This is a genomic window from Breoghania sp. L-A4 (assembly GCF_003432385.1).
GTDB lineage: Bacteria > Pseudomonadota > Alphaproteobacteria > Rhizobiales > Stappiaceae > Breoghania.
In genome coordinates this window covers 4,920,388-4,932,253 of sequence record NZ_CP031841.1, presented here as the reverse complement: position 1 = coordinate 4,932,253, position 11,866 = coordinate 4,920,388, and the positions used below count along the sequence as shown (strand labels likewise).

The 11,866-nt window shown below is 65.0% G+C and carries 13 protein-coding genes and 1 pseudogene; 3 read left to right on the top strand and 11 right to left on the bottom strand.

Annotated features, from left to right (window positions below):
- The first annotated feature begins 72 nt into the window (after window positions 1–72).
- On the top strand, window positions 73–708 hold the full coding sequence (locus D1F64_RS22525) for a carbonic anhydrase (RefSeq protein WP_117414242.1): 636 nt from the start codon (window positions 73–75) through the stop codon (window positions 706–708).
- Window positions 709–718: 10 nt separating this feature from the next.
- On the opposite strand, the gene pqqE is transcribed toward D1F64_RS22525, so the two are convergent.
- The 7 genes from pqqE to D1F64_RS22490 form a co-directional block, all read right to left on the bottom strand.
- Window positions 719–1,810 carry a pyrroloquinoline quinone biosynthesis protein PqqE gene (gene pqqE, locus D1F64_RS22520; protein ID WP_117414241.1) on the bottom strand — a complete coding sequence of 364 codons (1,092 nt, stop codon included), beginning with the start codon at window positions 1,808–1,810 and terminating at the stop codon, window positions 719–721.
- The gene (gene pqqD, locus D1F64_RS22515) at window positions 1,807–2,115 is read right to left on the bottom strand and encodes a pyrroloquinoline quinone biosynthesis peptide chaperone PqqD (protein WP_117414240.1); all 309 of its coding nucleotides are present in this window, start codon (window positions 2,113–2,115) and stop codon (window positions 1,807–1,809) included. Before pqqD ends, pqqE begins: the two co-directional genes overlap by 4 nt.
- Before the next feature lies 1 nt (window position 2,116).
- Window positions 2,117–2,953 carry a pyrroloquinoline-quinone synthase PqqC gene (pqqC, locus tag D1F64_RS22510; protein ID WP_346432281.1) on the bottom strand — a complete coding sequence of 279 codons (837 nt, stop codon included), beginning with the start codon at window positions 2,951–2,953 and terminating at the stop codon, window positions 2,117–2,119.
- Window positions 2,950–3,915 (bottom strand): pyrroloquinoline quinone biosynthesis protein PqqB, encoded by a 966-nt coding sequence (gene pqqB, locus D1F64_RS22505; protein WP_117414239.1) that lies wholly within the window; start codon window positions 3,913–3,915, stop codon window positions 2,950–2,952. Before pqqB ends, pqqC begins: the two co-directional genes overlap by 4 nt.
- Window positions 3,916–3,954: 39 nt before the next feature.
- Entirely contained in the window at window positions 3,955–4,056 is a 102-nt protein-coding gene (gene pqqA / locus D1F64_RS22500) for a pyrroloquinoline quinone precursor peptide PqqA (protein WP_117414801.1), read from the bottom strand.
- Window positions 4,057–4,478: 422 nt separating this feature from the next.
- On the bottom strand, window positions 4,479–5,510 hold the full coding sequence (locus tag D1F64_RS22495) for an aspartate-semialdehyde dehydrogenase (protein WP_117414238.1): 1,032 nt from the start codon (window positions 5,508–5,510) through the stop codon (window positions 4,479–4,481).
- Window positions 5,511–5,927: 417 nt separating this feature from the next.
- Window positions 5,928–6,989, bottom strand: a complete 1,062-nt coding sequence (locus D1F64_RS22490) for an FAD-dependent monooxygenase (RefSeq protein WP_162901718.1) — start codon at window positions 6,987–6,989, stop codon at window positions 5,928–5,930.
- 168 nt (window positions 6,990–7,157) lie between these two features.
- Here D1F64_RS22490 and D1F64_RS22485 point away from each other — a divergent pair, with 168 nt between their 5' ends.
- Complete coding sequence (locus tag D1F64_RS22485; RefSeq protein WP_117414236.1) at window positions 7,158–7,595, top strand: sugar ABC transporter substrate-binding protein; 438 nt, start codon at window positions 7,158–7,160, stop codon at window positions 7,593–7,595.
- A 77-nt stretch (window positions 7,596–7,672) separates the two neighbouring features.
- Here the strand turns inward: D1F64_RS22485 and D1F64_RS22480 are convergent, their stop codons facing one another.
- From D1F64_RS22480 to leuB, 3 genes and pseudogenes are all read right to left on the bottom strand, one after another.
- A complete protein-coding gene (locus D1F64_RS22480) occupies window positions 7,673–8,089 on the bottom strand; it encodes a hypothetical protein (protein WP_117414235.1) in 417 nt (138 codons plus the stop codon).
- A complete protein-coding gene (locus D1F64_RS22475) occupies window positions 8,025–8,648 on the bottom strand; it encodes a GNAT family N-acetyltransferase (protein WP_117414234.1) in 624 nt (207 codons plus the stop codon). The genes D1F64_RS22480 and D1F64_RS22475 overlap by 65 nt, the downstream gene beginning before the upstream one ends.
- Window positions 8,649–8,683: 35 nt before the next feature.
- A pseudogene (leuB, locus tag D1F64_RS22470) lies at window positions 8,684–9,795 on the bottom strand (3-isopropylmalate dehydrogenase).
- 124 nt (window positions 9,796–9,919) lie between these two features.
- On the opposite strand from leuB, the gene D1F64_RS22465 reads away from it, so the two are divergent.
- Window positions 9,920–10,546, top strand: a complete 627-nt coding sequence (locus tag D1F64_RS22465; RefSeq protein ID WP_117414800.1) for a GNAT family protein — start codon at window positions 9,920–9,922, stop codon at window positions 10,544–10,546.
- Here D1F64_RS22465 and D1F64_RS22460 read toward each other — a convergent pair whose 3' ends face one another.
- A complete protein-coding gene (locus tag D1F64_RS22460) occupies window positions 10,547–11,719 on the bottom strand; it encodes a M20 aminoacylase family protein (protein WP_117414233.1) in 1,173 nt (390 codons plus the stop codon).
- Window positions 11,720–11,866 lie beyond the last annotated feature (147 nt).

Genomic DNA, 11,866 nt, shown 5'->3' with positions numbered 1-11,866 from the left:
TCCCTCCGTGCCGTAATGATTTATGACGGCAGCACGTGTCGACGATGAACCGGTCACAGGAACAGCGAACGCATGAGCATGTTTCCCGAAGAGCTGCTGGCGGGCTACGGCCGCTACCGCGAGAAATCCAAACCCAACCGCGAGGCGCTGCACGATCTCGCCATCTACGGCCAGAAGCCGAAGGTGATGGTGATCGGCTGCTGCGACAGCCGGGTGACGCCCGAAGGAATCTTCGATGTGGGTCCGGGCGAGTTGTTCGTCGTACGCAACGTCGCCAACCTTGTGCCGCCCTACGAAGAAAACGGGGATTATCACGGCACCAGTGCTGCACTGGAATTCGCCGTCCAGGCGCTGAAGGTGGAGCACATCATCGTGCTGGGGCACGCGCGCTGCGGCGGCATTGAGGCGTTTCGCGCCGAGGATTCCGTGCCGCTGTCGCCGGGCGATTTCATCGGCAAATGGATCACTCTGCTGCAGCCGGCGGCCGATACGCTGGCCTGCATGCCGCTGGACAAGGACGTCGCGCCGCAACTGGCAATGGAATATGCCGGAATCCGCCAGTCGCTGAAGAACCTGCGCACCTTTCCCTGCGTGCGGATTCTCGAGGGACGCCAGCGCATTGCCCTGCATGGCGCCTGGTTCGACATCGGCTCGGGCGAATTGCGGGTGATGGATCCGGAGAACGAGAAGTTTTCAGTGCCCGTCTAGGCGCGCGCCGTCAGGCCGCCCCGCCGATCACCCGGTGGCGGACGGGTTCTTCCGGCGGCAGGTCGCGCAAGGCCGCGTGGTGGGGTGACTTGATGCAGGTTGGATCGGCGGCCGCCGCATCGCCCGTCATGGCGAAGGCCTGGCAGCGGCAGCCGCCGAAATCGATCTCCTTGCGCTCGCAGGAGCGGCAGGGTTCCGGCATCCAGTCGAAGCCGCGGTAGCGGTTGAAGGCGTCCGAATTCTCCCAAATCTCCTTCAGCGGCCGCTCGGTGACGCGGTCGAAGCTCAGCGCGGTGATCGATTGCGCCGCGTGACAGGGAAGCACCGTGCCGTCCGGCGTGATGGCGAAGGCGTCCGATCCCCAGCCGCCCATGCAGGGTTTGGGATAGTCCGCGTAGTAGTCGGGCGTGACGAAATCGATGTTGAGGATGCCGGTGAGCTCTTCGCGCACGCGCTCCACATAGTCCACCTGGCGCATGACCGAGTCGTAGTTCGGCAGGAGTGCTGCGCGGTTGAGATAGGCCCAGCCGTAATATTGCACGTTGGCGATTTCCAGCCGCTCCGCGCCCAGCTCCAGCGCAAGCTCGACGAACAGCGGCACCTCGGCGATGTTGAGCTTGTGGATCGGTGCGTTGATGGTCAGCGGCAGCCCTGTTTCGACCACCCGTTGCGCGGCCTGGCGCTTCTTCTCATGCGCGCCTTTGTAACGGCCGACGAGTTCGGTGGTTTCCGGCCGCGCGCCCTGAAAGCTCACCTGCACATGATTGAGCCCGGCGCGGACGTAGGCGTCGAGCTTGTCACCGGTCAGCGTCACCGCCGCGGTGATGAGATTGGTGTAGACGCCCCGGCCCGAAAGCGCGGCGATGAGCTGGTCGAGATCGCGGCGCAGCGTCGGCTCACCGCCAGACAGATGCACCTGCAGGATGCCGAGGTTGGCGGCCTGATCGAACGCATTGATCCAGGCGTCGGTGTCGAGCTCGCGGTTGGCTTTGAGCAGTTCCACCGGGTTGGAGCAATAGCCGCATTGCAGCGGGCAGCGGTGGGTGAGTTCCGCGAGGATTCCCAGCGGCGGGCCGACCGCGGGAGGTGCCGGTGTGGTCATGCCTCCACCTCGCAGCGCACGAGCAGCTGGTCCGACCATTGCTGCAGGAAGGCCATGACATCGGGGCCGATTTCGTCCTCCGGCGCGTTGTAGTCGCGAATCAGCGCCGCGATGATCTCGTAGAGGCTTGCGGTGCCATCGCAGCGCTTCAGAATGTCAGTGGAGATATCGTCGGGCCAGAGCACCTTTTCGGGCGCCAGAACCGCCCAGCGGCCGCGCAGGTCGTCATATTGCAGGCGCACATGGGCGCCAAGTCTTGGCCGGCTTTCCGGCGTGATCACTGTGCGGACGCGCGGCGCGTGCATGTCAGGCGTCCGGATCGGGACGGAAGGCGCCCGGCGCGATCAGCCCCGGCTCGACATAGGCGAAATGCAGCGCGTCCAGCATCGCCCACAGGATGTCGCACTTGGACAGCAGCGCATCGACCGCGTCGGCCTGCTTGTCCGGGGTATCCGCCCAGCGGGTGACCAGCGACAGCGCGTGCTCGGCGTCGCGCGGGGCCTGGTGCAGGCGCGGCGTGAAATACGACAGGGTGTCCTCGGTGATGTAGTCGTAACGCGCCAGCATCGCCGGCACGCGCTCGCCGATGGCCACCGGCGAGAACAGCTCGGTCAGCGACGAGGCGACGGCCGTGAGCAGCGATCCTTGCGAGACCAGATCGATATAGGCGCCGACGGCGAAGCGGGTGGCGGGCAGGGCGAAGCGGCGCGACTGCACCATCCCGGTGTCGAGGCCCAGCCCTTCGGCCAGCTTCAGCCAGCGTCTGATGCCGCCGTCCTTCTCGCCATTCTCCTCGCCGTCGTGATCGATGATGCGCTTGCGCCATTCGCGGCGGAATTCGGGATCCTCCGAGCGCGACAGGATGATCGCGTCCTTTTTCGGGATGGCCGCCTGATAGCAGTAGCGGTTCAGCGCCCACGCCTGCATCTGGACCTTGGTCAGTTCGCCGGCGTTCATCAGCCGGTGAAACGGATGGTGGATGTGGTAGCGCTCGAAACCTGCGGTGCGCAGCACCTCTTCGAGCTCGGCAGGGCTCAGCAGCCGGCCTTCCGCGCGGATGGCGTCGCTTGCGGGGCGCGGACTATCGGCGATTGCGTCGCGGTCAGGACCCTTGCGGGCTCGTGCGGTGGCTTGGGTGTTCACAGGTCCAGCTCCATGCCGTCGTAACCGATCTCCCAGCCGGCCCCGGTGACCGCGCGTTCGGCGGCGGATCCCGGCTCCAGGATCGGATTGGTGTTGTTGATGTGGACGAAGATGCGCCGGTCGAGCGCCACATCGCTCAGGGCCTCGATCGAGCCGCCGGGCCCGCCGATATGCAGATGCCCCATACGCTTGCCGGTCTTTTCGCCAACGCCGGCGTCTCGCATTTCCGTGTCGTTGAAGACCGTGCCGTCGAAAAGCAGGCAGGACGCGCCGTCCAGCCGCGCCTTGAGCGCGTCGTCGACCGCGGCGCAGCCCGGAATGTAATAGGCGCGGACGCTGTCCCGGCGCAGCACGCCGTCCGCTCCCGGCAGCAGCGTGTCGCCGGCGCGCAACGCGATACCGATGGTGTCGCCGGGCGCGGTGCCGAAGCCCTCCGCGGCGTTGTCCTCGAGGAACAAGGCCACCTTGCCCGGCACCGCAAAGGTCTCGACGCTGAGGCCGAGGGGGCCGTCCGGACCGGAAATCTCGGTGACTCCCTCGATCGGCAGTTCGCGACGCTCGACGACGTCAGCGGCCAGAACCTGAAAGATGCTGTTGTCCGCAAGCGTCTTGAGCACGCGCGCAGTTGCGTAGATCACCAGAGGCGTGCGCTCGCGTAGCGTGAGCAGCCCCGCGATGTGATCCACGTCGGCGTTGGTCAGCACGACCACCTTGATCGGCGAACCGCGCAAGGGGCCATCGGGCGGCGGCTGCAGCTCCGGGGTGTTGGCGATCTGCTGACGAATGTCGGGCGAGGCATTGAAGAGCGCCCAGCTTTCGCTGTCGGCGCTTGCCGCCATGCTCGACTGGGTGCGGGGCAGAAAGCCGGGCCGCATTTCGCGTACGGCCCGGCTCAGCGGTGCGTTGCAGTTCCACTGCGGAAATCCGCCGCCGGCGGCCGAGCCGATGATCCTGAGTTTCACCTGGGTGTGCCGCGCGCTGTCATTACCGGGTTGTTTCGGTTATTTGCGACGGCCGCATTTGCCGATCTCGGCCGACATGTAGCGGGTCACTTCGAAACCGGCTTCGACGCTGGCCATGGCGGGTTTGGTCCAAGTCTTCATGATCATTCCTCCTCTTGAGCACGCCGCGCTCGTGTGAACGCAGCCAAGCCGCGTGACCATGGCCATCCTGAACAATCCGGATGGGTAGTCTGCGGTGGCCGGAATGATACCGTAGGGTCAGACGTCTCAAATAGTACTTTGGTGCCAAGCTCCGCTTACAGTAAGGCGCGTCGATCTACGACGCTGTTTTAATTGAATAAAAAATTCGCTTGATCTGCAAAGTGTTGACGTTCGGCGGCGTCTTCGGGCGCCGACCGCATGACGTGCGGCTAACGGTAAGCTGGCTTGCGGCGGATTCGCCGCGCTCTCTCCAAAGGGATATCTGCCGGGCCCTCGGGTGCGTCCGGAAATGAAAACGGGCGCATCCGGTCCGATGCGCCCGCTCAATCATCCAGACGATGAAACCCGCCCCGACTTCCGGGTCACGCGGCCTCGCGCTTCTTCAGCAGTCCGCGGTTGACCAGCACTTCGGCGATCTGCACCGCGTTGAGCGCCGCCCCCTTGCGCAGGTTGTCGGAGACCACCCACAGGTTCAGGCCGTTCTCCACGGTGGCGTCTTCGCGGATGCGCGAGATGTAGGTCGCATCCTCGCCGGCGGACTCATAGGGCGTCATGTAGCCGCCGTCCTCGTGCTTGTCGATGACCAGGCAACCGGGCGCCTCGCGCAGGATGGCGCGGGCCTCGTCGGCCGAAATCTCGTTCTCGAACTCGATGTTGACGCTCTCGGCATGGCCGATGAACACCGGCACGCGGACGGCGGTGCAGGTGACCTTGATCTTCGGATCGAGCATCTTCTTGGTTTCGGCCAGCACCTTCCACTCTTCCTTGGTGTAGCCGTCTTCCATGAAGACATCGATGTGCGGAATGACGTTGAAGGCGATCCGCTTGGTGAACTTCTTCGGCTCGATGGGGTCGTTGACGAAGACCGCGCGGGTCTGGTCGAACAGCTCTTCCATCGCCGCCTTGCCGCCGCCGGAGACCGACTGGTAGGTGGAGACGACGATGCGCTTGATGACGGCGGCGTCATGCAGCGGCTTGAGCGCCACCACGAGCTGCGCCGTGGAGCAGTTCGGATTGGCGATGATGTTCTTCTTGGAGAAGCCCTCGATGGCGTCGGCATTGACTTCCGGCACGATCAGCGGCACGTCGGAATCGTAGCGCCATGCGGAGGAATTGTCGATCACCACGCATCCCTGGGCGGCGATCTTGGGCGCCCATTCCTTGGCCACATCGCCTCCGGCCGACATCAGGCAGATGTCGGTGCCGGTGAAGTCGTAGTTCTCCAGCGCCTTGCACTTCAGCGTCTTGTCGCCGAAGGAGACTTCGACGCCCTGCGAGCGCCGCGAGGCGACGGCCACGACTTCATCGGCGTCGAACTGCCGCTCGTCGAGAATGTCGAGAATTTCGCGGCCGACGTTGCCGGTCGCACCAACGACCGCGATTTTGTAGCCCATGGATTCATTCCTTTTCGATTTTCCGGCCACGCGATCGGAAGCCGGCCTCGTTCCCTGAAGGTCGTGGCCGTGTCCGGCCCGCGACCCCGATCGCCCCCCGGCCCGGGGAACGCGGGACGAGTGGCGCCGTCAGACGGTCGTCTTGGCGGTTGTTTTCGTCGTGGTTTTCGTGGAGACGGCAGCAGGGTTCGTCGCGCGGCGGCGCGCGAACGCAAGATCGGACGTGGACAGTGCGGCGAGATGCGGCATGACAATCCGTGAGCCTGAAACCAGTTCCCGCTCTATTGCGGTCAAATGCGGGAAAAGTCAAGCCGTGGCCGTGTCCGCGCCGATGACTCACCGAGCCAACAAGGGGTGCGGCAGGCTAGCCGTGCCGCCGCGGGGAGCGCTGAAATCTCGCCTGAAAACGGACCGCGGCTATCCATGCAGAAATCGGTTCGCGATGCGGCGCCGCAGCGGCGGCAAGGCGCCCGCAAGCGTCAGCGCGGCGCGGATCGTGAGCGTGTTGACGGCGCGCGATGACGACAGAAACAGCCGCAGCCGTTCGGTCTCGGCGAGGATTTTCGCGCCTGCCGCGTGTCGGGCATCGTGATAGCCGTCGAGATCATCCGCAATCAGGCGGCGGGCCAGGTCGGCGGCATCCGCAATGCCGAGATTCATGCCGCGCCCGCCCACGGGCGAATGGCAGTGGGCTGCGTCACCGGCAAGAAACACCCGGCCCATCTGGTAGCGCTTCGCTTGACGGGCCGCGAGATGAAATTGTCCCTGGCGGTTGATGCGGGTGACGTCCATCGGCAGTCGCAGGCTCTTGAGTGCGTCCGGCGTGTTGGAGACCACGCGATAGCGCTGTGGCGCCATGTGCGCGACCACGGCCATGTGCCCGGTGTTCGCGCGCGCCAGGACGAAACTGCGGTCGTGCGGCCAGTCGCGCGCGTTGACATCGGCGATCGACCAGATTTCCTCGATGTCGCGGCCCCCGTAGGCGATACCAAGCGCCGTGCGTATCCGGCTGTGCACGCCATCCGCCGCGATGACATAGTCCGCCCTTTGGCGCCTGCCATTGGCGAACGACACGTCGACTCCCGTCGCGTTCTGGGTGATGTCGACCACCTCGCGATCGAAGGAGACGGCGCCACCGAACGCGGCAAGGCGTTCGCGCAGGATTTCCTCGGTCCGGTCCTGGGGCAGCGCAACTGCGGTGTCGTGCAAATCATCCGAGATATCGAGCGGAAGGGTCACCTTGAGCGTGTCGCCAAGAAAGATCTTTGCGCGTTCGATCCGCATGGCCTTGCGCAACAGGGCCTGGGCTGTGCCGGATGGCGCGAGCAGCTCGAGGCTTTCGGGCAGGATACCCACCGCGCGTGAGAGCCCCGATCCCTCGGGCCGCTTTTCGGCAACGACCGGAACAATGCCCTGGCGTGCAAGTTCCACGGCAGCAGTCAGCCCCGTTGGCCCCGCCCCGACAACCAGAATGTTCATGCTGCGACGTCTTTCATTGTCCCACTTGAAATCATGTGCGGCGGACGATGGAGGGACGTTACCAGAAAACCGGAGGAAATCGACGGCCCTGGTGTGCCCTGAAACCATAAGCGCCGCTTATGGCGCACTTCTTATTTCGTATTTCCCCTGTGGAATTCCGGTCTTCTAGTGTGGGTCATCTCGGGCGCGGCGCATGCCGAAGGGAGGACGATTGCCGTCTTCACAAGGAATCTGATCAATCCCGCCTATGCGGCCGCCCGGCGCGGCGCCGATTTGATCGCCGAGGAAAAGGGCGCCACGACGCGGCACCATGTTCCCGAGAAGCCCGACAACGTGGACCAGCAGAAGGCGCTGGTTGCGGAGGCCCTCGCCGCGAAGCCTGATCTGGTGATCTTCGTGCCCGTGGACGACAAGGCGATGGTGGAGTTCAGCGCCTTCAAGATCGCCTGTACCGCGGCGCGCGCCGGCCTGCGGCATCTCGATGGCGAGGAGGTGCCCGACGACATCACGGTGCCGTCCGTTCTCATCGACAAGAGCAATCTCGGGCCCTGGAAGGTGCCGCTGAACGAGTGTGCCTGCCCGGGCTGGGAGGAGATCGTCCACTGAGCGACAGATGGGAAACCGATCGGGCGGCGCACAAGGCGCTGCCCTCTCGCTTTGGCCCGCCCTCACGGGCAGACGCACTACTGGGCCCGGCGGTAGACCATCGTATTGGTGGTGGAGGTGTCGTCGGGCAGATGCACGGTCTGTTCGATGATGAGCGTGGCGCCGTTGTCGGCGAGGCGACGCACGGCACGCATGATGACCTTGCCCTCCCGGCGGGCCTCCGATACAAGCCCGCCTCCGGTTTCCAGATAGAGCGCCAATGCATCAGCAAGCCCGCTCTGCTTGAGCCTCTCGTCGCGGGTGCCGGGCATGCCCGTGAAGGAAACGGCCTCTTCCTTGCCGTTGGCATCGATCCAGCGCATGTGGAACGTCAGACCGAAATCGGCGGCCTCTATCCGATAGCTGCCCGACAGCGGCGGTTCGCCCTGCTCAAAGTCGCTCGCCTCGATGTCGAGGATCCAGGCACCGAGAAAGGGCGCGATCGGATCGGACATGACTGTCTCCTTGCAGGCGGTGTCCGGCGCAGACTTCGCGCGCCGGTATTGGGACCGCGTGACTAGCAATCGCCGGCGAGCTTCGCAACCGCATCGCCGTCGAAACGGTAAAACAGCTTGCTCGTTTCGTGCCGGCCGCCGAGACGGCATAGAAGCGCGCGGCTCCCGTATTCGGAGCGTCGACGCTGAGATCGATGCGGCTCACGCCCTTGTGCAGGGCAAAACGGGCTACGAAGCGCATCAAGGCCTCGCCAATGCCCGCGCCGCGCGCCGCGTCGCTCACGTACAGGTCCTTGAGAAACAGGGAGCCGGGCGTGACGAGCCCATGCCGGGCGAGGATGAAGAAGGCGGCGCCCACCGGCCGGCCGGCCGTCCGCGCAAGAGCATATCGAAGGCCGTTTTCGGCTTCCGCGAGAAAACGCCCGGCCTGGGCCGCGCGCTCTTCAACGGGCAGCGTGCGGCCCTGATAGTGGGTGTCGATCTCCGCCATCAGGATGGCGAGATCCGCCGCATCCCCGGGGCCGGCAAGCGTGACAGCAGGCTTCGCATCTTCCGCCATCGCTTGCCTCCCGTGGGGACTCCGGTTCGTATCGATCAGGCGCTGAGCGCGTTCAGTTCGGCGAGGATCGCGTCGCCCATCTCCGTGGTGCCGACTTTGGTCATGCCGTCCGACATGATGTCGCCGGTGCGCAGGCCCTTGTCGAGTGCGCCCGAGATCGCCCTTTCCACCAGATCCGCTTCCTTGACCAGGCCGAAGGAATAGCGCAGGGCCATGGCGAAGGAGGCGATCATGGCGATCGGGTTGGCGGCGCCCGTGCCCGCGATGTCGGGGCGGAACCGTGTACCGGCTCGTAGAGCGCCTTGCGGGTGCCTGTCTTGGCGTCCGGCGCGCCGAGCGAGGCGCTGGGCAGCATGCCGAGCGAACCGGTCAGCATGGCGGCGACGTCGGACAGCATGTCGCCGAACAGGTTGTCGGTGACGATGACGTCGAACTGCTTGGGCCAGCGCACGAGCTGCATGCCGCCGGCATCGGCCAGCATGTGGGTGAGCTCGACGTCCTTGTACTCGCGCTCGTGCACCTGGGTGACGACCTCATTCCACAGCACGCCGGACTTCATGACGTTGCGCTTTTCCATCGAGCAGACGCGGTTGCCGCGGGTGCGGGCCAGCTCAAAGGCGACGCGGGAAATGCGCTCGATCTCGAAGGTGTCATAGACCTGCGTGTCGACGGCGCGCTTCTGGCCGTTGCCCAGGTCGGTGATTTCCTTCGGCTCGCCGAAATAGACGCCGCCGGTCAGCTCGCGGATGATTAGGATGTCGAGGCCGTCGACCACCTCTTTCTTGAGCGAGGACGACTCGGCGAGCGCGGGATAGCAGATGGCGGGGCGCAGGTTGGCGAAGAGCTCGAGATCCTTGCGCAAGCGCAGCAGGCCGGCTTCGGGGCGCACGTCATAGGGGACGTTGTCCCACTTCGGGCCGCCGACCGCACCGAAGATGATGGCGTCGGCAGCCATCGCCTTGTCCATGTCGGCATCGGAAATCGCCTTGCCGTGCGCGTCATAGGCGGCGCCCCCGACGAGGCCCTCGTCCGTGGTGAAGCTGTCGCTTCCGCGGGCGTTGAACCATGCGATGATCTTCTTGACCTCGACCATGATTTCGGGGCCGATGCCGTCGCCCGGCAGAAGGAGGAGATTATGCGATGCCATATGTTTCTTCCCGCGTTCTCGAATTGTGAGCTTGCGCGTTTCTGCTAAAGGCTCGCGTGGCTGTTGGCAAGGTTTCAGGCGTGTGCGAAAAGCGGCAAACACATTTGCCGAAGGGATGCCGCGCATGACGGACTTCGCCCCCAAGACGCCGCCGCTGACCCTGGAACCCGTTGTTCTGGAAGGTCGCTTCGTGCGTCTGGAACCGCTGGATGAGCGGCACCATACGGGGCTTGCGGCGGTGGTCGCCGATCAGGGTGAGCGGATTTTCGCCAATTCGCCGCTGGGGCCTTCGTTCGACGCCTATTTCGACGCGGCGATGGCGGCGCGCGCGCCCGATGATCACCTGCCCTTCGTGGTGCGCGAACAGGCGACGGACGCTTTTGTCGGCATGACCCGGCTGTTCGATATCCACCCGGCGCACCGGGGGCTGGAGATCGGCTACACGTGGTATCATCCGGATTTCTGGGGCGGCGTGGTCAATCCCGAATGCAAGTGGCTGCTGATGCGCCATGCTTTCGAGACCGCCGGCTACGAGCGCGTGCAGCTGAAGACCGATGCGCGCAACCTGCATTCGCAGGCCGCCATGCTGAAGCTCGGGGCAACCCGTGAGGGCATGCTGCGCCACCACATGGTGCTGCCCGATGGCCGCTGGCGCGACTCGGTGTATTTCTCGGTGCTCGCCGGCGAATGGTCCATGGTGCAGGCCGGGCTCAAGGCCCGGCTTCAGGCTCTTTCAGACGCACAGGGATGATCAGGCGGCTGCGGGCAGCGCCGTTTCGACCAGTTTCACCCAATAGGAACAGCCGACCGGGATCAGGTCGTCGTTGAAGTCATATTTCGGGTGATGCAGGCCGGCGCTGTCGCCGTTGCCCGCAAAGATGAAGGCGCCGGGACGCTCCAGCAGCATGTAGGAAAAATCCTCCCCGCCCATCATCGGCGCCGTGGCCGTGTCGACGCGCTCCTCACCCGCGACAAGGCTCGCCACCGAGGCCGCGAACTCGGTCTGGGCGTCGTGGTTCACCGTAACGGGATAGCCGCGCGAGAAAGAAATCCTTGCCGTCGCGCCAAACGCTTCGGCGACCGAGCCGGCGACAGCCTTGAGCCGCGTCTCGGTCATGTCGCGCACCGTTTCCTTCAATGTGCGGATCGTGCCCCGCAGGACGGCCGATTGCGGAATCACGTTGAAGGCCGAGCCGGCGTGGAACTGCGTGACGGAGACGACGGCGGATTCCAGGGGGTCCGTGTTGCGGCTGGCTATGGACTGCAGAGCGGCGACCACATGCGATCCGGCGACGATCGGATCGATCGTCTCGTTCGGCTTGGCCGCGTGGCCGCCGCGGCCCTCGATGGTGATCTCGAAGCTGTCCGTGGCCGCCATGATGGCGCCCTTGCACATGGAGAACGCGCCGACCGGCAGGCCGGGCAGGTTGTGCATGCCGTAGATCTCGTCGATGCCCCAGCGGGTGATCAGCCCGTCTTCGATCATCGCCTTGGCGCCCGCGCCGCCCTCTTCGGCCGGCTGGAAGATGACAACCACGGTGCCGTCGAAATTGCGGGCCTCGGAGAGGTACTTGGCCGCGCCCAGAAGCATCGCGGTGTGGCCGTCGTGGCCGCAGGCGTGCATCTTGCCCGGCGTCTGCGAGGCGTGTTCGGCGCCGGTTTCCTCGGTGATCGGCAGCGCGTCCATGTCGGCGCGCAGGCCCAGCACCCGGCCGGATGCGGAATTGCGGCCCTTGATGACACCGACGACGCCAGTGCGGCCGATGCCCGTGGCGATGTCGTCGAGGCCGAATTCCTCCAGCTTCTGCGCGACGAAGCCGGCCGTGCGATGGGTGTCGTACAGCAATTCCGGATTGCGGTGCAGATCGCGGCGCCAGCCGGCGATCTCGTCCTGAAACTCGGCAAAACGATTGATGATCGGCATATGCCGATACTCCTCTAGAGCAATGTCCCGGAGCACCTTGTCCGCAAGCTTGTCAGATGTGTCCGGAGTGTCTCGAAGGCGATCCCTTGAAGGTCGCTATCTGATAAGAGCCAATGGAAAAGCGCAAGCGCATTCCGTTGGAATGGT